General features: G+C 42.8%; 25 protein-coding genes. 12 read left to right on the forward strand and 13 right to left on the reverse strand.

Features of this window, described 5'->3' with window-relative positions; genetic code table 11:
* Positions 1 to 60: 60 nt before the first annotated feature.
* Positions 61 to 1,782 (reverse strand): POTRA domain-containing protein, encoded by a 1,722-nt coding sequence (locus ACFS6H_RS01370; RefSeq protein WP_386094281.1) that lies wholly within the window; start codon positions 1,780 to 1,782, stop codon positions 61 to 63.
* Between the two features lie 387 nt (positions 1,783 to 2,169).
* On the opposite strand from ACFS6H_RS01370, the gene hemW reads away from it, so the two are divergent.
* Positions 2,170 to 3,297 (forward strand): radical SAM family heme chaperone HemW, encoded by a 1,128-nt coding sequence (gene hemW / locus ACFS6H_RS01375; protein WP_386097213.1) that lies wholly within the window; start codon positions 2,170 to 2,172, stop codon positions 3,295 to 3,297.
* On the opposite strand, the gene ACFS6H_RS01380 is transcribed toward hemW, so the two are convergent.
* The gene (locus ACFS6H_RS01380; protein ID WP_386094284.1) at positions 3,275 to 6,109 is read right to left on the reverse strand and encodes a CHAT domain-containing protein; all 2,835 of its coding nucleotides are present in this window, start codon (positions 6,107 to 6,109) and stop codon (positions 3,275 to 3,277) included. The two genes, hemW and ACFS6H_RS01380, sit on opposite strands and share 23 nt — an antisense overlap.
* Positions 6,110 to 6,254: 145 nt before the next feature.
* Between ACFS6H_RS01380 and ACFS6H_RS01385 the strand changes: the two genes are divergently transcribed.
* The 10 genes from ACFS6H_RS01385 to ACFS6H_RS01430 all read left to right on the forward strand — a co-directional run bounded on the left by ACFS6H_RS01385 (position 6,255) and on the right by ACFS6H_RS01430 (position 16,133).
* Positions 6,255 to 6,791, forward strand: coding sequence for a Crp/Fnr family transcriptional regulator (locus ACFS6H_RS01385; RefSeq protein ID WP_386094287.1), 537 nt, complete (start codon positions 6,255 to 6,257; stop codon positions 6,789 to 6,791).
* A gap of 54 nt (positions 6,792 to 6,845) precedes the next feature.
* Entirely contained in the window at positions 6,846 to 7,403 is a 558-nt protein-coding gene (locus tag ACFS6H_RS01390; protein ID WP_386094290.1) for a DinB family protein, read from the forward strand.
* A gap of 83 nt (positions 7,404 to 7,486) precedes the next feature.
* Positions 7,487 to 8,428: a ring-cleaving dioxygenase gene (locus ACFS6H_RS01395; protein ID WP_386094294.1), complete on the forward strand. Its 942-nt coding sequence runs from the start codon at positions 7,487 to 7,489 to the stop codon at positions 8,426 to 8,428.
* Positions 8,429 to 8,526: 98 nt separating this feature from the next.
* A complete protein-coding gene (locus tag ACFS6H_RS01400) occupies positions 8,527 to 9,156 on the forward strand; it encodes an alpha/beta hydrolase (protein WP_386094297.1) in 630 nt (209 codons plus the stop codon).
* Between the two features lie 161 nt (positions 9,157 to 9,317).
* Complete coding sequence (locus ACFS6H_RS01405) at positions 9,318 to 9,809, forward strand: hypothetical protein (protein WP_386094300.1); 492 nt, start codon at positions 9,318 to 9,320, stop codon at positions 9,807 to 9,809.
* Between the two features lie 77 nt (positions 9,810 to 9,886).
* Complete coding sequence (locus ACFS6H_RS01410; RefSeq protein WP_386094303.1) at positions 9,887 to 10,606, forward strand: hypothetical protein; 720 nt, start codon at positions 9,887 to 9,889, stop codon at positions 10,604 to 10,606.
* A 9-nt stretch (positions 10,607 to 10,615) separates the two neighbouring features.
* The gene (locus ACFS6H_RS01415) at positions 10,616 to 11,326 is read left to right on the forward strand and encodes a DUF1266 domain-containing protein (protein WP_386094306.1); all 711 of its coding nucleotides are present in this window, start codon (positions 10,616 to 10,618) and stop codon (positions 11,324 to 11,326) included.
* Between the two features lie 45 nt (positions 11,327 to 11,371).
* Positions 11,372 to 11,653 carry a hypothetical protein gene (locus tag ACFS6H_RS01420; RefSeq protein ID WP_386094308.1) on the forward strand — a complete coding sequence of 94 codons (282 nt, stop codon included), beginning with the start codon at positions 11,372 to 11,374 and terminating at the stop codon, positions 11,651 to 11,653.
* Positions 11,654 to 11,989: 336 nt separating this feature from the next.
* Positions 11,990 to 15,235 carry a S41 family peptidase gene (locus ACFS6H_RS01425; protein ID WP_386094311.1) on the forward strand — a complete coding sequence of 1,082 codons (3,246 nt, stop codon included), beginning with the start codon at positions 11,990 to 11,992 and terminating at the stop codon, positions 15,233 to 15,235.
* A 220-nt stretch (positions 15,236 to 15,455) separates the two neighbouring features.
* Positions 15,456 to 16,133, forward strand: coding sequence for a hypothetical protein (locus ACFS6H_RS01430; RefSeq protein ID WP_386094313.1), 678 nt, complete (start codon positions 15,456 to 15,458; stop codon positions 16,131 to 16,133).
* 183 nt (positions 16,134 to 16,316) lie between these two features.
* Here ACFS6H_RS01430 and argH read toward each other — a convergent pair whose 3' ends face one another.
* From argH to ACFS6H_RS01480, 10 genes are all read right to left on the reverse strand, one after another.
* Complete coding sequence (gene argH / locus ACFS6H_RS01435) at positions 16,317 to 17,648, reverse strand: argininosuccinate lyase (protein WP_386094316.1); 1,332 nt, start codon at positions 17,646 to 17,648, stop codon at positions 16,317 to 16,319.
* Entirely contained in the window at positions 17,645 to 18,757 is a 1,113-nt protein-coding gene (locus tag ACFS6H_RS01440; RefSeq protein ID WP_386094319.1) for a M20 family metallo-hydrolase, read from the reverse strand. Before ACFS6H_RS01440 ends, argH begins: the two co-directional genes overlap by 4 nt.
* On the reverse strand, positions 18,754 to 19,536 hold the full coding sequence (gene argB, locus ACFS6H_RS01445) for an acetylglutamate kinase (RefSeq protein ID WP_386094322.1): 783 nt from the start codon (positions 19,534 to 19,536) through the stop codon (positions 18,754 to 18,756). Before argB ends, ACFS6H_RS01440 begins: the two co-directional genes overlap by 4 nt.
* 7 nt (positions 19,537 to 19,543) lie before the next feature.
* Positions 19,544 to 20,515, reverse strand: a complete 972-nt coding sequence (locus ACFS6H_RS01450; RefSeq protein ID WP_386094325.1) for an acetylornithine carbamoyltransferase — start codon at positions 20,513 to 20,515, stop codon at positions 19,544 to 19,546.
* 83 nt (positions 20,516 to 20,598) lie between these two features.
* Positions 20,599 to 20,757: a four helix bundle protein gene (locus ACFS6H_RS01455; RefSeq protein ID WP_386097215.1), complete on the reverse strand. Its 159-nt coding sequence runs from the start codon at positions 20,755 to 20,757 to the stop codon at positions 20,599 to 20,601.
* Between the two features lie 51 nt (positions 20,758 to 20,808).
* Positions 20,809 to 21,951: an aspartate aminotransferase family protein gene (locus ACFS6H_RS01460; protein WP_386094328.1), complete on the reverse strand. Its 1,143-nt coding sequence runs from the start codon at positions 21,949 to 21,951 to the stop codon at positions 20,809 to 20,811.
* Positions 21,952 to 22,006: 55 nt separating this feature from the next.
* Positions 22,007 to 22,363, reverse strand: coding sequence for a four helix bundle protein (locus tag ACFS6H_RS01465; RefSeq protein ID WP_386094330.1), 357 nt, complete (start codon positions 22,361 to 22,363; stop codon positions 22,007 to 22,009).
* Between the two features lie 34 nt (positions 22,364 to 22,397).
* A complete protein-coding gene (gene argC, locus ACFS6H_RS01470) occupies positions 22,398 to 23,402 on the reverse strand; it encodes an N-acetyl-gamma-glutamyl-phosphate reductase (RefSeq protein WP_386094333.1) in 1,005 nt (334 codons plus the stop codon).
* A gap of 202 nt (positions 23,403 to 23,604) precedes the next feature.
* A complete protein-coding gene (gene argG / locus ACFS6H_RS01475) occupies positions 23,605 to 24,816 on the reverse strand; it encodes an argininosuccinate synthase (RefSeq protein ID WP_386094336.1) in 1,212 nt (403 codons plus the stop codon).
* Between the two features lie 15 nt (positions 24,817 to 24,831).
* Positions 24,832 to 25,542 (reverse strand): GNAT family N-acetyltransferase, encoded by a 711-nt coding sequence (locus ACFS6H_RS01480; protein WP_386094339.1) that lies wholly within the window; start codon positions 25,540 to 25,542, stop codon positions 24,832 to 24,834.
* Between the two features lie 305 nt (positions 25,543 to 25,847).
* Between ACFS6H_RS01480 and ACFS6H_RS01485 the strand changes: the two genes are divergently transcribed.
* Complete coding sequence (locus ACFS6H_RS01485) at positions 25,848 to 26,282, forward strand: hypothetical protein (RefSeq protein WP_386094342.1); 435 nt, start codon at positions 25,848 to 25,850, stop codon at positions 26,280 to 26,282.
* Between the two features lie 107 nt (positions 26,283 to 26,389).
* On the opposite strand, the gene ACFS6H_RS01490 is transcribed toward ACFS6H_RS01485, so the two are convergent.
* Positions 26,390 to 26,722 carry a zinc-ribbon domain-containing protein gene (locus ACFS6H_RS01490; protein ID WP_386094345.1) on the reverse strand — a complete coding sequence of 111 codons (333 nt, stop codon included), beginning with the start codon at positions 26,720 to 26,722 and terminating at the stop codon, positions 26,390 to 26,392.
* Between the last annotated feature and the right edge of the window lie 33 nt (positions 26,723 to 26,755).

Consider the following 26,755-nt stretch of genomic DNA (forward strand, 5'->3'; position numbering starts at 1 on the left):
ATTGTTTGTCAAAAATAAGCGAACACGCCGAAGCTATGAAACAGAATACCTTTTATGTGATTAAAAATAGCTGACAAAGCCAAAATGTATTTTAGATTGACGCAGGTTAAACTCCGTATCATTCCGTTTTCCCAGGGCCCAGGCCAGGTTAAAAATACCCACCTTGGTTTCAAATGCTATACCCAGGCCACCGCTGATATAGGTGTAGTTCACATTGGCATAATTACTTTTATTGCGGCCCCAGCCACCATCACCAAAAGCATAAAAGAAAGAGTTTTGCCCTATCAGGTAACGGTATTCCAGCGTGGCAATAGCGTATTGCGACAGGTATTGGCTTTCCTCATCAAAACCTCTCAGTAGTTTATACCCGCCCACCTGGAAAAGTTCGTTCCGGAAAATATTGGCACTTTGTATAAAGCCGCCATGTAATGCCGTTTTAACCGTGCTCAGGCCTTTGCTGCCCACAGGAAAATATTTTGCCGCAGCCAGTTTTGCCTGGAACTGGTAGTTCTTTAACTTAACCGTATCGTAAAGTGATCCAAAATCAAACCCCTGGTCGTTGGGATCTTTCAGTTCGAGGATGGTATTATTCTTTTTTATTTGCCGGTTACCCGCTTTGGCAATAAACTGTATATCATTACCTCTTACGGGGTTAAAGCGATAATTGGTATTATTAAAGTCGTATTGCAATCCCAGGTTGGTAGTACGTATATCAGCCGCATTCGGTAATGTCCTGGTTTGTATCACCCTGTCCTGGTCAATACCGTTCAATATGGTTTGAAACCATTGTACAAACACCTTGGCCGATTGTTTGGTACTGTGCTGGTAAATAGCGCCCAATTGTATGTCCACGTTTAAAAAAGTACTGTCCTTACGGAACATGTCAAAGGCAAAGTCCAGCCCAAATGGCGATTGAAATAAGTAAGGATGCTGGTAAATAACATTTAACCGCTGCGAGCTTACCTGCAATTGCTGCCAGTTTATACCAATGGTTTCGCCCGCACCTAATGCATTTTTTAAATTCAGGTTGCCCTCACCTGTCACCAGCATTTTTTTAGAGGATAGCTGGTCGTTATTAGGCAGAAACCCTACAATCAAACTGGCCTGGCTGCTTTTCTTTTGTTTTAAATACAGGTCCAGTACCGCACCCGAGGAGCGCCACACCACTTTAGGGGGATATTCTTCCTCTACATAGGTCAGTTCACGTATCCGCCCGGTTATTCTTTGTAATTTTTCTTTGTTATATACCGATCCGTGCCGGATATCGAGAAAACGTTGCAGGTAATCGTTAGAAACTTTGGCATTGCCTATTACCCTTATGCTGTCAATGGTATACAGTGGCCCCTGGTTTACTTTTAAGCGGGCGGTCACCTCATCGCCCTGCATCACCAGGCTATCCAGGTAAATTTTTGCAAAGGGATAACCCGTATTTTCCAGGTAGGTGAGCATACGTTTTTGCATATCGGCCACCTGCAGCAGGTCAACCGGCTGGCCGCGGTAAGCGGTGCTTCGCCAGCCTACAGCCTGTAATAATTCCAGCGGCACTCCGGAGGTATTTAACTGTGCCCATTTGTATATATTTCCTACAAACAATACTACCCGTGCTGATGCGGAATCAGCAAAAAAAGAATCCACCGACGCGGTGATATATCCCCTGGCTTTTAAAATAACGGGTATAGAATCGGCATAACTCCGGCAGGCTAACTGGTCGGTAAATTGCTGTTGCAAACCCAGTGAGGCAATAAAAGCAGCATCCTTATCCACGGGCTGTATGTGTAACACATAATTATTTTGTGCCCTCAGCAGGGAACAATGTATAAAAATGAGCAGCATAGTAAACAGGTAAGGAGCTCTTGTCATGAATGATGTAGCAATAATACCGCTAAATTAAGGTATAAGGGTTAAGCTTTAAGGTGTAGGGTAAAATCTGCTGTCCTGTAAGTCTGTTCATAAGGCATGAAAAAATATTATCGCAGTGTAAAAGAAGTTAGTATAATTTAATAAAGCTGAAGGCCGAATGCTGAGTGCAGAAAGCTTAAAGCTGAATGCTAAAAGCGGTACAGCCTTAAACCCTACACCTTCCCCCTCTGCCTTCTCCCTTCCACCTTATTCCAGTACCTTTGCTGTTTCACTTTTAAAACAACTACCCTGGCCGGCATATATATTCATATTCCTTTTTGCAAACAAGCCTGTAATTACTGCAATTTTCATTTTTCTACTTCTTTGCGGTATAAACAGCCCCTGGTAGCAGCCATTGTGCAGGAACTGCAACACCCTGCTGCCCTGGCAGACCGGCAGGAAACTATAGAAACAATTTATTTCGGCGGCGGCACACCCAGTTTATGTACGGAAGCTGAATTAGACAGCATGCTGTCGGCCATCTATAAAAATTATACCGTTGCGCCGGATGCAGAAATAACTTTTGAGACCAACCCCGATGATATCAGTCTGCCGCAACTGGATATGTGGCAACGCATCGGCATTAACCGTTTAAGCATAGGGGTACAAAGTTTTTTTGAAGAAGACCTGTTATGGATGAACCGTGCGCATAATGCCGAACAGGCCATAACCGGCTTAGCCCTTGCGGTTAGTCGTTTTGATAATATAACCATGGACCTTATATACGGCACGCCGGGGCTCACCCACGAAAAATGGCAGCAAAATGTAGCCAGGGCCATCACATTGGGCATACCGCATTTATCCTGTTATGCCTTAACCGTAGAACCTCAGACCCCGCTGGATAAACAGATCCGCCTGCACCAGAAAAACAATGTAGACCCCGGTTTCCAGTCCGAACAATTTTTATTACTGATGCAATGGGCCAAGGAAGCGGGTTATGAACATTACGAAATATCCAACTTTGCCAAACCCGGCTACCGCAGCAAACACAACTCCTCCTACTGGCAGGGGAAGAACTACTGGGGCTTTGGACCTTCGGCACACTCCTTCAATGGCAGCCGCCGCTGGTGGAATATAGCTAACAATACAAAATATATACAGGCCATTACACAACACCAACCCACTTACGAGATAGAAACATTAACCCCTGTACAACAGGTGAACGAATTTACCATGATCGCACTGCGTACCATGGAGGGATTATCACTCAGGGTTATTGAGGAGAAGTGGCCGGTGCTCATGGCAGATGATATTGCGGTTAATCCGGCAGCAGTAATATTAACTGCTGCCCAACCCCATATACAACAAGGGCATATGGTACACCTCAATCATTATTTACAGTTAACCAACCAAGGAAAATTACTGGCCGACGGCATTACAGCTGACCTGTTTTTGTAGCAGCCTTATTCAATATTTTTTTAGCCCGCCGGTTTTTAAACCAGAACAAACCTGTTAAAACCAGAATGACAGATGCAATGGCAATTACAAACTGGTACCATGGAGTGGTTTGCGTTACAATATCCAGCTGCTGCCAGGCGCCGATATAAGATAATCCCGCCCAATAATAAGGTAGTTTAGCCACCGGGCGGTTGGCCGTGTTTTGTAACCAGTTTATTTTGGTGGTTTGTAAAGCGGTTACGGGGTTATGCAAACGCACCATATTGTTATAAAACTCAGGCACAAAAGCAGCACCCGTTTCATCATTTACATTCCATAAAGACGCAATAACAGCTTTTGCACCTGATGCCGTAAAAAAACGGCCCATACTCATCAGCCCTTCCCCCTGCCGTAACAGTCCCGTTGCACCTTTACAGGCATTCAATACAATGAGCGGCGATCTTACCTGCAAAAACTGTACATGCCACTGGTATAATAAACTATCGGCAAATACCAGGGCCACATCGCCATTGGGCAGTTGCTGGTTATGGGTACTTACATGCAGGATATTATTACCGGCCAGTTGTTTTTCAAAGTTGTGCCTGGTGGCTTTATTGTTTACATAGGCTTTTGATAATGTTTTTTTATCCAGCTCGCGGTATTCATTTTTTATCTGTGGCAGATCAGGGTAAGTACCATTAAACTCCGATACAAAATAACCATACACTTTTGCATCAACTTTTTTAGCCGTATCACTCATTACCTGTTGCTGCCAGAGTGAGAGTGAAAAGGCATAACCTACCACCGTTTGGTGTAACCAGTAAGGCCAGGCGCCCGGATTGGTAACGGCAGTTGCTTTTGTCTGCAAAGCCTCAAAAGGCAACTGGTATAAATATTCATCCGGCAAAATAATCACCGACCGGTAGCTATTCCAGTTTAATGCCGGTAATAATGTAGTATACAGGCTATGCGATTGTTCGCAAAATAAGGCCGATGTTTCCTGCATGGCGGCAGGACCGTTGTAATAAAACTTTTCCAGATAACTGATGACACTATCTTTGATAGCTGCCGCATTTTTTAAAACAAACACATCCTTTACCGTATCTTTTGCCAGTGCGGTTATATAAATATCATTATTACCAACAAAGTAGTTTAACACCAGTTGCTGATCACCAATTAAACGTAACCATTGTTGCGCACTATCAGTTACCGCTAAGGCGGTAGCGGAAAATTTATGCCCGGCCTTTAGCTGGTTATCAAACAACGCCAGCGAATATTCCAGCTCAGCTATCTTTTGTTTTGTCCGGGTAATATCGGCACTGTCGTTTGTATTCTCTGCCAGCCACTGACGATAGTATTGTATATTATTGGCCAGCCTTTTCCTCGTCAGCGTAATAGAATCATCGGGCTGATTGTACACCGCGTTATTTTTTTCACGTGCTTCGTATAAAACCTGGGCCTTGCTGCGTTCAATCTGTTCTACAATGGCCATGGCCAGCTTAGGTTCTTTTGTTTTTTGCCATTGTGCAACAGCCAGGGCCAATATTTTCTCTGTACGCTGTCGCGAAAAAACATTCTGGTTGTATTTGGACTGAACGGCTAAAAATTTGCGGCGCAATTGCTGTTCCAGGGCCGAAGCCTGTAACATGCCTTCCAGTGCAAGGCCCACATTATTGTTAACCAAAGCACACTCCGCCTTACCCGATATTGTTTCTATAATCACATTGTCTACCACTGCATCTGACATATCGGGATAATAATTACCGCTTTTATAAGCAGGTATCAATTGCAGCAAAGCCCTGTCATAATAAACAATCGCCTCATTATATTTTTTTTGCTGGAGTAAATTATGCCCGATATTGGCCTGTGCCATTCCTTTTTCCCGGCGTAATGACCCCGGAAAATATTGTTGTAATATCTGCAATGCCTGCTGGTAAGCCTGGCCAGCCTTGTTCCATTCACCTGCCCCTTCCTGTAATTTGGCTTTTATCCGGTAACAAGCTGACAATCCTTCCGCCAAACGGCTTTTTTCAGCATCACCTGCCTGTTGCAATAACCGGGTATAACTGGTAATAGCTTTATCATTTGTAACAGCAGCGCCAGGCTCTTGTAATAATTGCTGCAACTCTGCTTTTACACCAGTTAAGTAGGTATGGGTATAAGCCAGGCTATCGGGTGCCAGTAAAAGTCCTTTTTCTACTGCACTATAAGCCAGTTGCAGGCTATCGCTCCACCGGTAAGCCACTGCCAGGTTACCATATGAAGAAGCCAGTAGTACCGAATCCTTATTACGGGCTGCATACTCATTGATCTTACGATGGGTCAATACAGCACTATTGAAATCGCCCAAACGGGTATAGATATTACCCAGCGGCGTTAACAGATAACCGGCTATAAAATCCTCATCATAATCTACCGCAGCCTTGTTTTGTTCATAATATTGTAATGCCTGTTCATACAGATCCATACTCTCCGGCACCCAGCCTTTTACCTTTAAGGCATCATAGGCATATTGTATTAAATAAGAGAAATAGGCAGATGCTTCATCACCATTATTTTTTCGCGGTTTACGCTGTAACCCGGCAGCTACGGCTTCATAATAAGCATAACGGGCAACAGGAGAATCGCCTATAAAAGCCCGTCTTTCATCCAGCCATGCCGCATAATCGGCAGCCTGGCCGGTCGAATCTTTCATATAAATATAAATACTATCAACAGGCAGGGACAAAGTAGCGGCAGGCTTTACTACCTGGGCCATCATATATAAAGTGCCAGATATGATCAATAATAATACTCCAACAGTCCATAACTTTTCTTTTACAAATGTGGCCATGTTTCAAATTTACCTTTTATTGCAGAGAAGACCTGAGAATGAGCAGCAGTAATTCATAATTTATACCATAAGATGACAAGGGCAGTCAACTTTCAAAATAATTGTATCTTGTTACCGGCAATGACCTATCAAATATTTACTTATCATGAACCCCATTCAGCAACTGGAACAATTGCTTAATACGCATCATTTGTGGGAAGAAGAAAAAACTTACGCCCGTAATAGTTACCTGGTTACCAAAGGCACTGTTAATACGCAGGTCTTTTTTATTACCGCCGGTAGCTGTCGTGTTTTTATTCATGACGAAGAGGAAGAAAAAATGATCCGCTTTGGCTATAAAGATTCGTTTATTGTTGCACTCGACTCCTATATAAGTAATAAGCCCACTATGTTTTATATGCAGGCTATTAAACAGTGCCGTGTAAAAACGGTAAGCAAACTGGCATTGGAAAAATTATTGCAACAAGACCTTGCCCATACCCTGCTCTGGCAACAAATATTACAGGCCCTGGTGTACCAGCAACTGGAAAGGGAAGTAGATATCCTGATCACCTCTCCCCTTGAGCGCTATAACCGCGTGTTTACCCGCAGCCCGCAGTTATTCCAGGAAATACCCCATAAATACATTGCCTCTTACCTGCGCATGACGCCTGAAACACTCTCCCGTTTAAAAAAGTCTTGATCTCAATCAGTATTTACGGGTAAACAAAGCAGGAAATTTGCATAAAATAGTACAATGAAAATTTCGTCGAATCTTTTACTGGATGATATTACCCATCAATTGGAACAATATATTGCCGAAGCGGAAGCCCTGAAAGCATTACCCCTTACCCACCTTAACTGGCGTGCAACCGAAACGGCCTGGAGTGTACTTGAATGCCTGGAACACTTAAGCCTGTATGCCGATTTTTATGTGCCGGAAATAAAAAAAAGCATCGCCAACACTACTCATCGTCAACCCGCTGCAGTATTTACTGCCGGCTGGCTGGGTAATTATTTTGCCAAGAGCATGTTGCCCAAAGAAAAGCTGAATAAAATGAAGACCTTTAAAGATAAAAACCCTTTAGGCTCTCAGCTGGGTTATCATACCATTGACCGTTTTATTGCTTTGCACCGGCAGTTATTACAACTGGTACAGGCGGCCCAAAAGGTAGATATCAATAAAACTAAAACCGGCATCAGTATTACCAAATTATTACGGTTAAAGCTGGGCGACACTTTCCGCTTTGTAGTAAACCATGTATACCGCCACATGGTTCAGGCTAAAAAAGCACTGGCGGCGCAAAAAGCCTGATCTTTAGCCTTATTTGTTTCTTATCATACATCAACCGGTGGTCCGGTACATTAGTTTTACTTTGCTGTATTAAATTAATCGTTATGAACAATACAGTAAAAGGCATACATCATATCACCGCTATTGCCGGCGACGCAAAAAGAAATTTTAAATTCTATACACAAACCCTGGGTCAGCGTTTTGTAAAGAAAACCGTAAACTTCGATGACCCCCATACCTACCATTTTTATTATGGCGATGAACAGGGCACACCCGGAACCATATTGACCTTCTTCCCCTGGGGCAATGCCGTAAAACAAGGCCGCCGTGGCGCCGGTTTAACCACCGAGTTTGGCTACAGTGTACCTGAGGGCAGCCTTGATTTCTGGCTGAACCGTTTACAGGAGAAAAATGTGATCTATAATAAAACGGCCGAAAAATTTGGCGAAAAGTATATTACCTTGTTAGACCCTGATGGTTTAAAAATGGAGTTGAGCGTTAGCGGCAAATCCGATAACCGCAAGCCATTTGTAACGTCTGAAATCGGCGCCGATGTGGCCACCCGTGGTTTTCACCAGGTAACGCTTACCTTAAATGATATTAAACCTACAGAAGAAGTAATTACCTCTTTATTAGGTTACAAATTAATAGGTAACGAAGTAAACCGCTACCGTTATATTAACGACAACATTGATACCGCTAATATAATAGACCTGGTGTTATTACCTAAAGAAGAAAGGGCTATTAATGCCAATGGTACAATACACCACGTAGCTTTCAGGGTAAGTGATGATGCCGCACAGATGGAATTACGGAAAAAAATTGTGGATGCCGGTTTACATATTACCCCACAGATCGATCGTAATTATTTCCACTCGCTGTATTTCCGCGAACCAGGTGGCGTATTGTTTGAAATAGCTACCGATAATCCCGGCTTTACCGTTGACGAGCCTTTGGCTGAGTTAGGCACCAATTTAAAATTACCTGCCCAATACGAAGCACAACGCAGCCAGATAGAGAAACATTTGGTAAAGCTGGAGGATTAACAGCATTACCCATTCTACATTCATCACTCATCATTCATCATTTTTAATTATGAGTGATGAATTATAAATGACATCTTCTTTCTATAAAAATTTACTATATGAACTATACTCCTTTAACCTATATATATAAAGCGGCAGCTACCCCTGGTGCTTCTACCTTATTATTATTACATGGCACCGGCGGCGATGAAACAGACTTAATCCCCCTGGCAAAACAGTTTGGCGAAGCATTCAATATCCTGAGCCTGCGGGGAAATGTGAGCGAACATGGTATGCCCCGTTTTTTTAAACGCTTAGGCATGGGTATTTTTGATGAAGCTGATCTCCGTTTCAGGACCGATGAACTTGTGAATTTTGTAAAAGAACTGGCCATAAAAGAAGGTTTTGATATAGATAAGTTAATCGCACTGGGTTATTCGAATGGCGCTAATATTGCCGGTAGCATGTTGGTGATGTATCCCAACCTGCTGAAAGCTGCAATTTTATACAGGCCCATGCAGCCCTTTAAACAATTACCGGACGACTGGAAAACAGATCGTCAGGCCCCTGTCTTTTTAAGTAATGGCAAAATGGATAATACCATTAACCCGCTACATACGCAACAGTACAGCGATGCATTGCAACGTGCAGGCTTTGCTGTAACGGCTCACGAAATAGCAACCGGGCATCAACTGACACAGGAAGATGTTGCAACATCAATAAAATGGTTGAATTCCTTGTACAAATAATGTAAAATTCTTATACTGGTTTTGGTTTGTGTAAATACTGGTATTAAATTTGGTATAACAAGAATTGCTCACGTATAAGATCAGGCCGGTTAAAACCGGCTTGATTTATAGTGTGGCAACTTGTTCTACTAATTTTATTTATTACACCAAAACCCTTGTAAATGCTATTAAAAACATTCCTCAGCAGTGTAGCGCTGAGCACCGTCCTCGTATTAAGTTCTTACCAGGCTGATGCCAAAGCAAAAATCCCCTTTGGTAACCGTGAAGTACTCACCCAGGTTGCCGACCTTCCCGACACCGAAGAATATTTAATTGAAAAAGGCTCTAAACTGACCAACCGCCCCGACGAATACATAGACCTGGCCACCATTCATGAAGAATTTAACATCGCCTGGTTATTGCCGCTCTGGGTCAATAAAGAGCCCCGACTTGTTGGTTACAATAAAGTCAAAGACCTGTATTACGATATTCCCGATGCCGAACTTAACCAGATTTTAGCCGAAAATAAACTGGACAGGAAAAAGCTGGAGAAACTAGGCTTTTATACCCGTTACGGTGGTAAACTGGTAGCACTGGCCATTATTGCTTTCATCATCTGGGGACTAATCCCTTCTAAGAAAAAAGCGGAAGATGTAAAACCTCAAACCGTATAATCTTTTTGCAGAGCACTGCCTTGATGCTTACTTTCTCATATTTTTAATACTATTATCTAACCTACAACCCGATTGTTATGGGCACTTACATTTTTATTATCATAGCCTTTATTGCCATTTATGCCGGTATCTTTATCTGGTACCGCCGCAAGAAACAGCAAAGCGCCGACGCTTTCAGTAAATTAAATATGCAACAGGAAGCTGCAAAGGCCGAAAATTATAAAGCCGAGTTTTTATCCGGCGATTTTGCTTTCCTGAAAAAACATATTAAGGACAACCCCATTGACGCTTTTACTATTGCCACCCTGGATTATGGCAAAGGCGATATGGCCAAAGATGTTGCCAAGGATACTTTAAAAAGCCTGGCCACACTGGGCACGGTAAAATACAATACGGTACAAACACCCAAGTACCTGGTATTAAGCGGCAGCGACCTGCATTTACTGGATACCAATACAGATGGTGATATAGATAAGCATCTGATATTTGATAGTTTCCGTTTACAAAACTCCACCATCGAAGAAATGCCACCGGCTAAAATGGCGATGATGCGTGCCAGCTATGGCGATTACAGCCTCAAAAACTATAAAGTATCCTTACAGACAGATGGAAAAGAAGTAAAACTGGTTATTCCCAACGGCATTGTACAGGCTATGGTAGCACAGGGTTCCGCCACTTCCTTTTTATCCAATAATGTAGAAAAGCAGGTGAAAGAATTTGTACTGGGCAATTATTTCCTGAATAAATTAGGTGAAAAAGCACCTAACCTGAAAGTACAAACCTATTTACCAGCTTAAAATATTTGTATGGGCATTGTATCCAAACTCTTTAATGCGCTCTTTAATAATTTAAGGCAAAATAAAACTAACCCGTTATCAGGCGATGCTTTAAAGCAGGTACTGGTGAGTGCCATGTATGCCGAACAACAATCCGCCTACCTGAACAGTTATGAAACGGGTATTGCGGCGGCAGATGCTAAAAAGATCCTGCAGGAATACTGGGGCATTTACAATAAAGCTGATGCGGAAGACACTTTATTGTATCTGTTACGGCAGGGCCATAGCTATTATTTTGAACCAATTTATAAAGCGCTTACCAGCGAGAAAGATAATTATGCTGCTTACCTGCAATCGGCTTTTCCACCGGAAGAACTGGATAAAGCCGTCAATCTTTTCAGGGGCCTGCGTTCCAATATCGATACCCTGATCAGTGATAAAGTGATCAGCAAAATTGAGGACCTGCAGGTATATAAAGTATATGGCTGGGATTATGGCCGGCTGGCTTTTATGACCCGGCTTTGTTACGAGCACAACCTGATACCTGAACACGTAATGAAGCAGTTCTTACGCGAGGGACTGGAAGGCACCAAACGAGCCTATCGCAACTGGGAAGATTTTTCCAAAGGCTATATCATTGGCCGTGCCATGTGGGGCGGACAGGATAATTCAGGCATGACCGGCATTGCCCATAGCCTTTTAACCGATAAAAAAAGCCCCTGGATACATCACCCGCTTTAAACAGATATTATGCTGCTGAAAACGATTAAGTGCTGCATTGTTTTAATGGTTATACTGTTGGTTGCCTGTGGCAGTAAAAATAACAAACAGGGAAAAACCAACTGGTCGCAAAAGGAAAGGGTGGAGTATATGCGTGACTGTATTACGTCGGCCCGGAAAACAATGACGGAACGTGGTGTACAGCCCGACTCCTCTCTTATCACCACACTTTGCCGCTGCTCTGGTGAAATAATTGAAGAACGGTATAATTACAAAGAGGCCTCCCGCATGCAGCAGGATGAGGTAAAAGCCATTATGCAGGAAGCCGTAAAAAAATGTATTAAATAAGTAAACCCTACACCGTATATACGGCTGAATAGCTTAAAACACTTACCCCGTAAGTGTTTTTTTGTTGCCCCTGGTACCATTTATTGGACCACTTATTTATAAGATATTGTAACTTAATTGTGTTTCTATGCGTTTTACCGTTCGTCATAATAACTTATGGATATATCGTATAAAACATTTGCCATAATTAATTTTTCACCACCTTTACGTACTTATCATCGTCCTGTGAATCCAATTATTTACGAACATTTTCGTAAATTAACATTTCGCTACCATTCATTATCCGTTTTTAACTCTAAACTTGCGACCATAAAATTTTAAAATCAAACCAATAATATGCGAATCAAAAGAATCATTGCCGCCTGCCTCCTTTTTTCCAGCGGCACTGCTATGGCACAGATCAATGCCAATTTGTTACGCTATCCCGATGTTTCTAAAACCAGCATAGTGTTTACCTATGCCAATGATATCTGGATAGTACCCAAAACCGGTGGTACGGCTACCCGTTTAACCACACCTAAAGGTGAAGAGCGTTATGCCAAGTTTTCGCCCGATGGCAAAAGCATTGCTTTTTCCGGCAATTATGATGGTAATATTGATGTATATGTAATGCCTGTATCAGGCGGAATACCGGTACGGTTAACATCGCATGGTGCCTCTGACCGGGTTATTGACTGGACCACCGACGGTAAATCAGTTGTATTTGCTTCGGGTCGTAACAGCGGTAAAGCCAGGTTCAGCCAGTTTTACCAGGTAAAAGCAACCGGTGGCCCGGTTACCAAAATGCCTTTCGAATATGCCGAATATGGATCATTTAATAACGATGGTAACCAGATGGCGGTTGTATTTTTATCACAAGCCACCCGTACCTGGAAAAGATACCAGGGTGGTATGCAGAGCGGCATTCATATTTACGACCTGAAGAATAACCAATCGAAAAAGATCGCTGCAGATAAATATAATGGCCAGGAATTCCCCATGTGGTACGGCGAAAACATTTATTATGTAGCCAATCATGGTAAAGAGGAAAAGATGAACCTGTGGAGCTACCATGTAGCTTCGGGTAAAGTAACCCAACTGACCAATTATAAAGATGAAGATATCAGCTTTCCTTCTTTAGGCGATGGCGAGATCGTATTCCAGAAAGGCGCTGACCTGCATATTTACGATATCAACAGCAAAACCGATAAAACCGTTAAAATAAATATTGTTACCGACCTGTCTGGCCTAAAACCCCGAACGGAGTCTGTGGCAAATTTTTTAGAGAACCTGAGCATCAGTCCCGATGGTAACAGGGTATTGGTAGAAGCCCGGGGTGACCTGTTCTCCGTTCCTGCCAAAGATGGTTTTATTAAAACACTTACCGCTACTTCAGGTGTGGCTGAGCGTTACCCGGCCTGGGCGCCTAATGGCCGCTCCATTGCTTACTGGTCCGATGCTACAGGTGAATACGAACTGTATGTAAAAGACATGACATCCGACGCTGCTGCTAAAAAGATCACCAACCTGGGGCCCGGGTATAAACATAATTTATACTGGTCGCCCGACAGTAAAAAAATAAGCTTTATTGATAATGATGGTAAGATATATGTTGCCGATGTGGAAAAAAGTTCGGTAAATAAAGTTGACCAGTTGTACCGCTTTATCAACTATGGTACCTGTGAGAACTTCAGGGCAAGCTGGTCACCCGACAGCAAATGGATGGCCTATAGCCGCGATATACCCAATACCCATACCGCCGTATTTATTTACGATGTGGAGGGTAAAACAACCAAACAGGTAACCAGCGGTTTTTATAGTTGTGCCAACCCGGTTTTTGATGTAAAAGGTAAATACTTATTCCTGACCACCAACCAGGTGTTCAGCCCCACTTATGGTGATTTTGATAATACCTTTGTATATAACAACTCTACCAAACTGGCGGCTATTGCCCTTAGAAAAGATGTACCGGCCCTGTTAAAACCCTCCAATGATACCGTTGCTGTTACTGCGGAAGAAGCTAAAAAAGCAGAGAAAAAAGATACGGCCACTGCGAAAAAAGAAACCAAACCTGCCAGTGGTATCGACTTCGATAATTTTGAAAGCAGGTTAGAATTATTATCACCTGCACCGGGTAATATTGGCCGCCTGGCTTCCGTTGAAGGTAAAATACTGTTTTTACGCAGTCCTAACAGGGGTGAAAGCGGTGGCATGACCAGTTTAAAATTCTATGATATTGAGAGCAAAACCGAAAAGACCATTGCTCCCGGTATTTTCTTTTATGAACTGAGCGCCAACGGTAAAAAATTACTGGTAAATAAAATGGGTGAGTTTGGTATTATTAACCCCGGCGAAGGTGCTAAAATGGAAGATCCATTACGCACCAGTGAATTATCAGCTACTATTGATCCCAGGAAGGAATGGAAACAAATAATGGATGATGCCTGGCGTTTTGAAAGAGATTATTTCTACGACAAAAACCTTCATGGTGTTGACTGGAATAAAGTAAAAGTGAAGTACAATAAATTACTGGAAGATGCGGTAAGCCGTGAAGACCTGAGCTTCCTGTTAGGTGAGCTGATCGGCGAACTGAATGCCTCTCATACCTATAACAATGAAGGACCTGAAGAAAGAGGTAACAACCGATCGGTAGGTTATTTAGGTGTTGACTGGGCTGCCGATGGCAATTATTATAAGATCAGTAAAATTATCAAAGGCGCCGGCTGGGATAATGAAGTAAAATCGTCTTTAAGTCAATCCGGTATCGGTATTGAAGAAGGCAATTATATTTTAGCGGTGAATGGCGTTCCCTTAACCACGGCAACAGAACCTTACGAAGCATTTTCCGGTTTAGCCAACCGCACCATTGAGCTGACTTACAATACCACGCCAAGCTTTACCGGTGCAAAAACAGCCACGGTTAAAACACTTTCCAGTGAGTACCGTTTACGTAACCTTGCCTGGATAGAATCTATGCGTGCGTATGTTGACAAAGCTACCAATGGTGAAGTAGGTTATGTATATGTACCCAGCACCGGTGTTGATGGCCAGAACGAACTGATGCGTATGTTCAATGCGCAGATGGATAAAAAAGCCCTGATCATTGATGAACGTTTTAATGACGGTGGCCAGATACCCGACCGGTTTATTGAAATGCTGGAGCGCAAACCACTGGCATTCTGGGCTACCCGTGACGGTGAAGCCTGGAACTGGCCGCCTGCAGGACATTTCGGTCCTAAAGTAATGCTGGTGAATGGCTGGAGCGGTTCGGGCGGTGATGCATTCCCCGATTACTTTAAGAAAAGAGGCCTTGGGCCGTTGATCGGTACCAGGACCTGGGGAGGTTTGATCGGCATCAGCGGTACGCCTTCATTTGTAGATGGTGGCAGTGTTACCGTACCAACATTCCGTATGTATAACCCCGATGGTACCTGGTTCAGGGAAGGCCATGGTGTGGAGCCGGATATTGAAGTGGTGGAAGACCTGGGTGCTATGTCCAAAGGAGTGGATGTTCAGCTGAACAGGGCGATAGAAGAGATTAAAAAACTCCTGAAAACAAATGCCTATACTATTCCGGCCAGGCCCGCTGCGGAAAAAAGATAAATAGTATGAGCCAGGCTATAGTACTACTATTTTACAGCCGTTGCGTCGCACACTGCATCGTCCGGTAATACTATTCAGCACATGACAAGTACCCGTTTTATACAAGCGGTACATTACATACCAGGTTCATTAAAAAGCACTCACGTTGTTGAGTGCTTTTTTTATGTAAAAGAGTGTATCTTACCTACACAATCAAAACCAGTTAAAACGTACCAGCCATATGTCCGACAAGCCCATTGTATTTAAAAGCTTAAGCAACATTGAAGAAGCGGAAAAGATAGGCGAAGAACTGGCCCTACATCATATTGCTTATGAAATAGAAAGCCCGCCACAATTACTGGACAGGAATTTTATTGGTGAACAACCGATGCCGGAACATTACATAAAGCTCCTGCCCTCGGATTTTACCCGGGCAAATGAAATAGTAGAGTCATTGTATAAAAATATTGCCGCTACCGTTGGAAAAGATTATTATTTATATGATTTTTCGGATGAGCAGGTACTTGATGTGGTTAACCATAAAAGCGAATGGGGCGATCTGAATTATTATGTTGCTTTAGAAATATTAGTTAAACGGGGCATTCCTTATGATAAACAATTAACCAATGTATTAGAGGAGGAAGCGGCGGCCATTGTACCACAGCCGGCAAAACCTTTTTACCTGCTTTTAGTCTATATCATACTAGCTGTATCTTTTATACGACCCTATCCTTATTTTTCAATTGGGGGGCTTATTGTTGGTTTGTTTTTGTATGGTGCCAGTAAAACATTAAAAAACGGAACAAGGATTTCTTATTATAATCCAAACACCAGGAAAAATGGCATGATCATCATTGCTGTAAGTATACTGTCAATTTTGTGGTTTATATTTCGCCTGATTACCCTGGCTAATAATTAATCACCACGAAACAAAAATATATTACCATTTTTAATACCTAGTGGCAACGCTACCTCGTTTTGTTGATTCCGACAGCTCATTAAACATTAATCAGCTCGACAACATCTTTACCCGTTATGTTATATGTATCCCTCACTTCTCCACTAAAGACTTTTTAAAGTAGCGCTGTAGCCCCAACCAAAATTATTTTAACAACAAGGCGATAGCTGCATTCACTTCTTCAAAAGGAAAACTGTTAACCACCTTATCCATCTGTTCTTTTACAGCAGCCGTGCCTAAATTACCAATACTGCCTTCATGGGTATGCTGTACATGGGTATCGTAGGTAAATTTACCGGCCTCAATATCCAGCCCCACTTTTTTATAGGCATCACGGAAAGGCAGGCCCTGTAATACCAGCTTGTTCACTTCCTCCACACTGAACAGGTACCTGTATTTTTCGTCGGTAAGTATATTGTCTTTGATGGAAATATTGTTCAGCATTAGCCCGGCCATCTGCAGGCAGTTTTTCAACGTAGCAAAAGCGGGGAATAAATGTTCTTTCAACAACTGCAGATCACGGTGATAACCTGAAGGCAGGTTGGTGGTCATCATGCTTATTTCATTGGGCAAGGCCTTGATACGGTTACAATGACTGCGAATCAGTTCAAAAACATCGGGATTTTTTTTATGCGGCATAATACTGCTACCCGTTGTCAGCTCCGGCGGAAAGCTGATGAAATCAAAGTTCTGGTTCAGGTACAAACACATGTCCATGCTTAACCTGGATAAAGTATCAGCCACATTGGCCATAGCCTGTGCTACAATACGCTCAGCCTTGCCACGGCCCATTTGCGCATATACCACGTTATAATTCAGGTCGGCAAAGCCCAGTAATTGTGTTGTCAGTGTACGGTTAATGGGGAATGAAGAACCATACCCTGCGGCAGAACCCAAAGGGTTTTTATTTACCACTTCGTAAGCAGCTTTGATCGTATGCACATCATCTACCAGCCCTTCGGCATAAGCGCCAAACCATAACCCAAAGGAGGATGGCATGGCAATTTGTAAATGGGTATAACCCGGTAGCAAATGGTCCTTGTATTTTTCGCTCTGTGTTTGTAACAGTATAAAGAATTCCTGTACAGCTTTTACAAGACTTTCCAGTTCGCTGCGTAAAAACAGTTTTACATCTACCAGTACCTGGTCGTTACGGCTGCGGGCGCTATGGATTTTTTTACCCGCATCGCCTAATTTTTGTGTCAGTAATAACTCAACCTGCGAATGAATATCCTCCACATCATCCTGTAATTGAAACTTACCGTCAATAATGGTCTGGTAAATATCTTTCAAAGCCGCATGTATTTGCCCCAGTTCTTCTTTTGTCAGCAGGCCGATTGTTTCCAGCATGGCCGTATGTGCCAGTGAGCCCTGTACATCAAAAGCAGCCAGGTACATATCCATTTCACGGTCAAGGCCAACGGTAAAGTTTTCTACTTCCTTTAACGAGGCAGTATCTTTTTGCCAGAGTTTCATTTACATATTTTTTGTAGGATGGTGATATAATCACGCACACCCTGGTGTATCTCTTCAATAAAAATAAATTCATCGGCGGTATGGCTCCTGGCCGAATCGCCGGGGCCCATTTTCAATGCCTGGAAAGACATTAAGGCTTTATCAGAAGTGGTGGGTGAACCATAATAGGTTTTATTCATCTCCAATCCTGCTTTTACCAGCGGATGGTCCAGCGCAATACTGGTAGACCGTAAGCGGGTACTGCGGGGTTTTATCTCGCAATCCACATTGGCCCTGATAATGGCCAGTGCTTCTTCAAAACTATACAGTTCATTAATGCGGGTATCTACCACAAACTTACAAACAGCAGGTACTACATTGTGCTGCTTGTTTTCCGTTTCAATAACCGTAACATTCATGCGGGAAGGACCCAGCAGATCAGACACTTTATCAAAAGTAAAGCCGTTAAACCACTGAATATCTTTTATCGCTTTATAAATGGCATTCTCCCCCTCACCCCTGGCCGCATGCCCGGCTTTACCATGACTGGTACAGTCCAGCACCATTAATCCCCTTTCCGCTACTGCCATCTGCAGCAAAGTAGGTTCGCCAACAATGGCCGTCCAGTTATGATAAGCATTTTCTGCTGCCTGCCCCGTTGCACTTAAAAAATCCGGGTGCTGCAATAACAACTCCACACCACCCGTGCCGGATATTTCTTCCTCAGCCGTGGCAGCCAATACTATATTATAAGCCAGACCTTGCTGTCCATAGAAAAAACAGAAGGCGGCGATTAATGACACCAGGCAACCGCCGGCGTCATTACTGCCTAAACCATATAATTTACCCTCATCAATAATGGGAGCAAAAGGATCTTTGGTGTATTGGGGATTGGGTTTTACAGTATCATGGTGTGAGTTCAACAATACTACAGGCTTTGACGCGTCAAAATATTGGTTAACCGCAAAAACATTATTATTGATGCGTTGCGCGGCTATACCTTTCTGTTGCAGGTAATTAAAAATAATATCCGCCGTTTTATCCTCTTCCCTGCTGAAAGACGGTGTAGCGATCAATTGCTGCAATAATGCAATTGCTTCCTGTTGTAATATGTTTATATCCTGCATCATGCAATAATGGTTGTTCCGGCCTTACCTTCCGTTAATAAAGGTAATTGTTCCGCCTTACCGATGATCACTTTTTTTACCCCGCTGTTAATAGCTGCAAAGGCATTGTCCAGCTTCGGCAGCATGCCGGCAAATATCTTTCCCGTTGTTTTTAATTCGGAATAATAAGCCGGGTTAATTTCATTGATAACGGTACTATCATCATTGGCATCCAGTAACACCCCGGCCTTTTCAAAGCTGTATATCAGTGATACATCATAAGTACCGCTCATGCCTTTGGCTATTTCCTGGGCAATAGTATCGGCATTGGTATTTAACAGCAAGCCGTTATTATCATGGGTAATGGGTGCAAAAACAATCGCCAGTTCCTGTTGCAGTAACGCATGAACCAGGGTAACATTCACCGCATCCACATCGCCTACAAAACCATAATCAATACTGGCATGTGTACGTTTATGCGCTGCAATGGCGTTACCATCAGCGCCTGATAAACCTATAGCATTACATCCATTGGCCTGTAATGCTGCTACAATATTTTTATTAATATAACCGGCATACACCATGGTAACGATCTTCAGGGTTTCGGCATCCGTGATCCTCCTGCCATCAACCATTTGTTGTTCTACACCCATGGTTTCAGCCAGCCGGGTGGCCAGTTTACCACCACCATGGATCAATATCTTTTTACCACTGATCCCGGAAAAGCTTTTAATAAAATCTTTCAGCTTTTGCTCATCATCAATGATATTGCCACCTATTTTAACAATTGTTAATTTATCCATATCAATCTTACTTAGTGTTGGCCCTCAGCAATTCATTTAATACGGCTTGTGCTGCCCAAACCCTGTTGGATGCTTCCTGTGTTACCAGGCTGTTAGGACCATCCAGTATTTCATCGCTCAGTTCTACATTTCTGCGCACAGGCAGACAATGCATTACTTTGGCATTATTGGTATGTTTCAGTTTATCATTTACCAGCATCCATTTAGGGTCACTCTCGTATATTTTACCATAATCCTTAAACGTGCTCCAGTTTTTTACATACACAAAATCGGCACCGGCCAGCGCTTCATCCTGGTTGGTTGTAATGGTAGCGCCTTTGGTAAATTCTTCACTCAGCTCATAATCTTCGGGGTGAGTGATCACAAAATCGGCCTGTCCCCAGGCGTTTACCCATTGGGCAAAACTATTGGCCACGCATTGCGGTAAGGGCTTTACATGCGGCGCCCAGCTCAATACAATTTTGGGTTTGCGGCCCGTAATCGGTGTTTGTTTTAACTGTTCCTGGATTGTGATAATATCCGTTAAGCTTTGCAACGGATGCAGCGTGGCGCTCTCCAGGCTCACTACCGGTATACCGGCATATTTGATGAACTGTTTAATATACAACTCACTGTAATCATCCTCCCTGTTTTTTAAGGAAGGGAAGGTCCGTATGGCCAGTATATCAAAGTATTTACCGAATATAGGGGCCGCATCTTTCACGTGTTCTACGGTATTCCCGCTCATGATGGCCTCTTCTTCAAACTCCAAAGCCCAGCCCTCACTGCCTACATTAAATACAATGGCTTCCATGCCCAGGTTCTGCGCAGCGATCTGTGTACTTAAACGGGTACGCATACTTGGGTTTAAAAACAAACAGCCAATACGTTTACCCTGGCCCAGTGCCTTATCAATAAAGGGATTTGCTTTGTAAGCCAATGCCTGCTGCACCAGGGCATCAATATTGTTTACATCATGAACAGAAATAAAATTTTTCATTCTTTTTGCTTAATGCATAATGCGGAATGCTTAATGCTAAGAACCCTTAACCATTAAATTTCGCATTATATGTTATACCATAATTATCGTCTGATACTTTTTATCAGGTTTATAAGTTTTGCTTTTACTTCATTTAAGTGAATATCTAATTTAGCTTCCCTCTCTTTTGTTATAAAATCCAAATCTAAGGCCAGCAAACAAGCATACTCTAATTCGTGAACAGATCCTAATGCTATGTCCAGGAACCTGCCTTAAGCATTCAGCATTTGGCCTTGTGCATTATTCATCATCTATCACCCTTTTAAAGCCGTAATTTCCTGTTTTACTGCTTCCAAAAATATATCAGCATCAGCTTTGGTCAATGCTAATGAAGGCAATAAACGGATAGCATTAGGTTTGGCCTCGCCGGTGAATATCTTATGCTTCCACAGTAAGTTTTTCTTCAGGTCCTTTATCGCATCAGGTACATCAAAACCTATCATCAGACCCCGGCCACGCACATTCTCAATATCACCAATCTTTTTTAACTCCCCTGCAAGGTAGTCGCCTGTTTCATGGGCATTATTAATTAATTGTTCTTTTTCCATTACCTCCAATACTGCCAGTGCCGCAGCGCAGGCAACATGGTTGCCCCCAAATGTAGTGCCTAACTGGAAGTGTTTAGGTTTAATATGCGGCGCCACAATGATTGCCGCCAGCGGAAAACCATTACCAATACCTTTGGCCATGCTGTAGATATCGGCATTTACCCCCGCATAATCGTGACTGAAGAATTTACCCGTACGGCCATAACCACATTGTACACTATCCGCAATATATACAGCACCGTACTGATCACATAAACTCCTGATCTTTTGTAAAAAACTTTCCGTGGCTACATTGATACCGCCTACACCCTGGATACCCTCAATGATCACCGATGATATTTCATTACCATTCGCAGCAAAATGTGCTTCCAGCGCCGCTTCATCATTAAAAGGCAGGAAGGTCACATTATCCGTTTCGTTCACCGGGGCCACATAGTTTTTATTATCCGTTACCGCCACCGCCAGTGAGGTACGGCCATGAAAAGCTTTATTGAAGGCTACTACTTTTTTACGTCCATTATGAAAAGAGGCCAGTTTCAGGGCATTTTCATTAGCCTCAGCACCACTGTTACAAAGAAACAGCTGGTAATCATCCTTACCGGATATTTTCCCAAGTTTCTCTGCCAATTCAGTTTGCAAGGGAATACGTACCGAGTTAGAGTAAAAAGCAATTTTTTCCAGTTGCTCTTCAATTCTTTTTACCCAATGCGGGTGCGTATGCCCGATACTGATAACAGCATGCCCGCCGTAAAGATCTAAATACTCCTGTCCTTTATCATCCCATACTCTTGAGCCGGAAGCTTTGGTTATGGCGATGTCGTTGATGGGGTAAACGTCGAATAGATTCATGATATGTAATAAGTAATAAGTTTTAAGTAATAAGTTTTAAATCCGTTTAAACTGATTAACCTTGTCGGACTTTGGTAATCAAGTTGATTAGCATTGCTTTTATTTCATTAATATGTGCGGATAAACTTAAAAAGTTGTCTGGTTTTATATAAGAAAGGTCTTTAGCCAGTAAGATGTAATAATCGGATTCATTGGCAGAACCCAAAGAGATATTTAAAAAATTGGCGAAATCAGATTGTGTTTTTTTACCACACCCTTCTGCAATATTTGCTGCAATAGCTACAGCTGCTCTTCGCAATTGACTCGTTAAACCATATACCTCTTCTTTAGGAAAGTTTTGTGTAACAGTATAAACACTAAGTGCAAACTCATGAGCCTTTACCCAAACTTTTAAATCTTTATAGTTTTGCATAACTTAATACTTATAACTTACAACTTATTACTTCCTAAAATCCTCCCGGCTTCAACCCCAGCCCCGTTCTCTCTTCCACACCAAACATCAAATTCATATTCTGCACTGCCTGGCCACTGGCGCCTTTGAGTAAATTATCAATGGCGGAGTGGACCACCAGTTTGGTGCCTACTTTTTCTAACTGGATGATGGCTTTATTGGTATTGACCACCTGTTTTAAGAAAATAGGTTCGTCAGAGATATGTGTGAAGGCAGCATCCGCATAAAACTCTTTGTACAAGGTTTGCAGTTCCGGTAAACTCAGGTCGCTGTTTAGTTGCGAGCTAATGAAGATACCACGGGTAAAATCGCCGCGCCAGGGAACAAAGTTGATACCGCCCCTGGTTTCTGCTGCACCATTTAACTGGCTGATAGATTGTACAATTTCTCCCAGATGCTGGTGCGTTAATGTTTTATAGGCCTGTATATTATTGGCGCGCCAGCTGAAATGTGAAGTAGCCGATAAGCTTTGGCCAGCCCCGGTAGAGCCGGTAATACCAGTTGTATATACTTCGCCCAATAAGCCCGCTTGTGCTAAAGGCAGTAAGCCCACCTGTATGGCCGTGGCAAAACAACCGGGATTAGCTATGTTCTGCGCCTGTTGTATAGCCGCTTTATTCAGTTCGGGTAATCCATATACAAAGGTACGGTTACCGGCAACGGCATTGGCCTGTAAACGAAAATCATTGGCCAGGTCAATGATTTTAATATTATCGTGAATAGTATTTTCGGCAACAAACTTTTTGGATTCACCGTGCCCCAGGCAAAGGAACAATACGTCAATAGAACCGTTGGTCAATGCCGACAGGTCATCGGTGAACTGCAGGTCGGTATCGCCTAAAAGATCCTGGTGGGTATTGGCCACGGGCTTACCGGCCTGGCTGCGGCTATGGATAAAATTTACGGTTACCTGCGGATGATGGATCAGCAGCCTGATCAGTTCGCCGCCGGTATAGCCAGCGCCACCGATGATGCCTACCTGTATATTTTTTGTACTCATGATTTATTTTTTAAAGCTGAGAGCATAAAGCTCAAAGCTGAAAGCTATTTGTAATAAAAAAGCAAAAAGCTGAAAGCCGTTATGTTCCCTGCTTTCAGCTTTTTGCCTTAGGCTTTTAGCTTTATGTTGAAAAGCGAACGGAACGATGAACGGAGCGTCGCAACAGCGGCCCGATCAGGGCTATGCTGCCGACAAACCAAAACTATCGTCGTTCTTTTTTATCGTTTTCCTCTTTTACAAGATGATACATCATGGTTTGATTACCAAAAATGCGGCTGAAGCCTTTTACATCATCACCGGTAAAGCCGGTATTCATTTCACCGTATTTACCAAATTTGCTGTTCATGAGGTCGTACGGACTTTCAATACCAATTACCTGGAAACGGTAAGGCAGTAACTGCACATATACCGCGCCCGTTACATTACGCTGGCTGCTTTCCAGGAAGTTTTCAATATCACGCATAATAGGGTCCAGTATCTGGCCTTCGTGTAACCAGTTGCCGTAAAACTGCGCCAGCTGGTCTTTCCAGTTAAGCTGCCATTTGGTAAGCACATGTTTTTCCAGTGCATGGTGTGCTTTTAAAATAACCATGGGGGCAGCGGCTTCAAAGCCTACACGGCCTTTGATACCAATGATGGTATCGCCGATATGTATGTCGCGGCCAATACCAAAGGGACCGGCCAGTGTTTGCAGGTATTGAATGGCTTTGGAGGGATGATCGAAAGGTTTGTTGTTCACGCCTACCAGCTCGCCTTTTTCAAAATTAAGTTTTACTTCCTCCGCTTCAGTTTTGGTTACCTGGGTAGGCCAGGCTTCCTCAGGTAAAATACCTTTTGAAGAAAGGGTTTCCCTGCCACCCACGCTGGTGCCCCATAAACCTTTGTTGATGGAGTATGCGGCTTTTTCAAAATTCATATCCACGCCCTTGCTTTGCAGGTAGGCGATCTCTTCCTCACGGCTCAGTTTCAGGTCGCGGATCGGTGTAATGATCTCTACACCGGGGATCATAATATGGAAGACCATATCAAAACGAACCTGGTCGTTACCCGCGCCGGTACTGCCATGAGCCACCGCATCAGCGCCTATTTCCTCGGCATAGGAAGCAATATGCAGGGCCTGGCTCAAACGCTCGGCCGATACACTTAAAGGGTAAGTATTGTTTTTCAGCACGTTCCCGTAAATAAGGAACTTAATAATGCTGTCGTAATAACTTTTAACGGCATCTACCGTTTTATGGGTTTTTACACCCAGGCGATAGGCATGTTTTTCAATCTGCTGTAACTCTTCGGCCGAAAAACCACCGGTGTTTACAATGATGCTATGTACCTCGTAACCTAATTCCTCTGTAAAATATTTAACACAGTAAGACGTATCTAAACCACCACTAAACCCTAAAACAATTTTTTTGCTCATGTCAGATTAAGAAAATTAAAAATTGAAAACGAAATGTAATAATGATTTTAGTTTACTGCCGGTACCCGGCTTGTTTTCTTTTTTACGGAAAGGCTTTAACAATTTCCATTGTTTAAAGCGCAGCAGGCGTTCGAAGATCTTTTTGTTTTCCTCGAAATAAGCTTTTGTTTCTTCCGGCTCGTAATGATCTTTAGGATCGTACAGCATAGCGGTGCACATACAGTTCTTCCGTTCCTTGCTCATCAGTATCTGGTAGTTCACACAGCTTTTACAACCGGCCCAGAAAGCTTCGTCCTGTGTCAGTTCCGAATAGGTAACCGGCTCGTAACCCAGGTCGCTGTTGATCTTCATCACTGCCAGCCCCGTAGTTAACCCGAATATCTTAGCATTGGGGTATTTTTTACGGCTTAGCTCAAATATTTTTTCTTTGATACGCTTGGCTACACCCGTTTTACGGTACTGTGGCGCTACAATCAAACCCGAGTTAGCCACATATTGCTCATGGCTCCAGGTTTCAATATAACAAAAGCCCACCCAATCGCCTTTATCGGTAAAAGCAATTACGGCCTTGCCTTCGTCCATCTTGGTAGCAACATATTCCGGCGAACGTTTGGCTATGCCTGTACCACGGGCTGCGGCAGAGGAAGCCATTTCATCGGTGATGATGGTAGCAAATATTTTGTCATCGGGGTTAGCAACCCGAACAACGATTGCTTGATTATCCACTGTGAAAAAGAATTAAAGATAGTAGGGATTACCAGTCCTGATAAGTTTTCGGAGATTTTTCACTGACAGGGACCTGGGTAAATGGTTCGTCCTGTCAGGAAATGCGTCGGCATTGGGGACGACAATACATAAATACATCATACCCAACGGCATAAACTCCCGTTGTGATGGCTGCGTGAAACGCAACTTGTTTGGTATGTGTAAGAATATTGCTCATTATGTTTTAAACAAACTGTAATTTCGGGTACAAATGTATAAACAAAATTGAGTAATTGCGATAAATTTTTTGTTATAAATATTTTACCATGGAAAGCATACCAACAACCGGCAAATCAAGGATGAGCGGATTCAAGAAAATACTGCTAACGTTTGTTATTTTTTTAGTACTGGTACTGTCCGGTTATATCTACTGGAAGTTCTATTACCCTTATACCAGCGACGGGGTAAAATCGGGCTACCTGAACTTTGCCGTAAAGAAAGGGCAGATTTTTAAGACCTATGAAGGCAAGCTGATCCAGGAGGGTATTCGCAGTAAAACGGCCGGTGCTATTCAAAGTAACGAGTTTGAGTTTTCCATTAAAGACCCTAAAGTGTTTGAGATACTGAAGATGAACAGCGGTAAGTATTTTGACCTGCATTACAAAGAGTATAACGGCGTGCTGCCCTGGCGTGGCAATACCCGTTATATCGTGGACAGTATTATTGGTATGCGTGATATTGAAAGGGGCAGTTTGCCTTAATGGATGGTGATGTTTATTGGGTTACCATCGTTCCTCCCCTGAAAGGACTTTTGTTGCGTCGCACACTTCAGCTGTAGTAACACCGGTGAACAGGTAAGTATACCGGTTTATTTTATAATGGAAATAACCAGCGATACAATAAGTATTGTCAGGATAATGGCACCAAGATACAGGTACGCCGGATGTTTGTAATTGTCTTTTATTTCATGGTAATTCCTGACATACCGGTCTGAAAAAGGCAGGTCAATACGTTTCAGCCCGCAACTCTTACAAATCAAGGTTACCTCTTTGGACTTAGGCCAAAACGGGATATAATAAACATGAAAATAATTACTGGTTACTAATATATCCACTTCCTTATCTGCTTCGCAGGCAGGACATCTGTTTAAAATAGTATCAGTGCCTAAATTAATGGTTGCTGTGCCGTTTAATAATAACATCCTGAATAAAAATTAGTCCAATTTACGCCTTAT

Source organism: Terrimonas rubra, assembly GCF_042686025.1.
In the GTDB taxonomy this organism is placed as follows: Bacteria; Bacteroidota; Bacteroidia; order Chitinophagales; family Chitinophagaceae; genus Terrimonas; species Terrimonas rubra.

What these genes read in the sequence shown, in the direction of transcription:
- ACFS6H_RS01405 (WP_386094300.1), top strand. Translation starts at nt 9,318, where the DNA reads ATGCTATTAAAAACATTCCTCAGCAGTGTAGCGCTGAGCACCGTCCTC.
- ACFS6H_RS01450 (WP_386094325.1), bottom strand. Translation starts at nt 20,515, where the DNA reads ATGAAAAATTTTATTTCTGTTCATGATGTAAACAATATTGATGCCCTG.
- ACFS6H_RS01415 (WP_386094306.1), top strand. Translation starts at nt 10,616, where the DNA reads ATGGGCATTGTATCCAAACTCTTTAATGCGCTCTTTAATAATTTAAGG.
- argB (WP_386094322.1), bottom strand. Translation starts at nt 19,536, where the DNA reads ATGGATAAATTAACAATTGTTAAAATAGGTGGCAATATCATTGATGAT.
- ACFS6H_RS01485 (WP_386094342.1), top strand. Translation starts at nt 25,848, where the DNA reads ATGGAAAGCATACCAACAACCGGCAAATCAAGGATGAGCGGATTCAAG.
- ACFS6H_RS01385 (WP_386094287.1), top strand. Translation starts at nt 6,255, where the DNA reads ATGAACCCCATTCAGCAACTGGAACAATTGCTTAATACGCATCATTTG.
- ACFS6H_RS01460 (WP_386094328.1), bottom strand. Translation starts at nt 21,951, where the DNA reads ATGAATCTATTCGACGTTTACCCCATCAACGACATCGCCATAACCAAA.
- ACFS6H_RS01430 (WP_386094313.1), top strand. Translation starts at nt 15,456, where the DNA reads ATGTCCGACAAGCCCATTGTATTTAAAAGCTTAAGCAACATTGAAGAA.
- ACFS6H_RS01490 (WP_386094345.1), bottom strand. Translation starts at nt 26,722, where the DNA reads ATGTTATTATTAAACGGCACAGCAACCATTAATTTAGGCACTGATACT.
- argC (WP_386094333.1), bottom strand. Translation starts at nt 23,402, where the DNA reads ATGAGTACAAAAAATATACAGGTAGGCATCATCGGTGGCGCTGGCTAT.
- ACFS6H_RS01380 (WP_386094284.1), bottom strand. Translation starts at nt 6,109, where the DNA reads ATGGCCACATTTGTAAAAGAAAAGTTATGGACTGTTGGAGTATTATTA.
- ACFS6H_RS01395 (WP_386094294.1), top strand. Translation starts at nt 7,487, where the DNA reads ATGAACAATACAGTAAAAGGCATACATCATATCACCGCTATTGCCGGC.
- argG (WP_386094336.1), bottom strand. Translation starts at nt 24,816, where the DNA reads ATGAGCAAAAAAATTGTTTTAGGGTTTAGTGGTGGTTTAGATACGTCT.
- ACFS6H_RS01390 (WP_386094290.1), top strand. Translation starts at nt 6,846, where the DNA reads ATGAAAATTTCGTCGAATCTTTTACTGGATGATATTACCCATCAATTG.
- argH (WP_386094316.1), bottom strand. Translation starts at nt 17,648, where the DNA reads ATGAAACTCTGGCAAAAAGATACTGCCTCGTTAAAGGAAGTAGAAAAC.
- ACFS6H_RS01410 (WP_386094303.1), top strand. Translation starts at nt 9,887, where the DNA reads ATGGGCACTTACATTTTTATTATCATAGCCTTTATTGCCATTTATGCC.
- ACFS6H_RS01440 (WP_386094319.1), bottom strand. Translation starts at nt 18,757, where the DNA reads ATGATGCAGGATATAAACATATTACAACAGGAAGCAATTGCATTATTG.
- ACFS6H_RS01420 (WP_386094308.1), top strand. Translation starts at nt 11,372, where the DNA reads ATGGTTATACTGTTGGTTGCCTGTGGCAGTAAAAATAACAAACAGGGA.
- ACFS6H_RS01425 (WP_386094311.1), top strand. Translation starts at nt 11,990, where the DNA reads ATGCGAATCAAAAGAATCATTGCCGCCTGCCTCCTTTTTTCCAGCGGC.
- ACFS6H_RS01400 (WP_386094297.1), top strand. Translation starts at nt 8,527, where the DNA reads ATGAACTATACTCCTTTAACCTATATATATAAAGCGGCAGCTACCCCT.
- ACFS6H_RS01465 (WP_386094330.1), bottom strand. Translation starts at nt 22,363, where the DNA reads ATGCAAAACTATAAAGATTTAAAAGTTTGGGTAAAGGCTCATGAGTTT.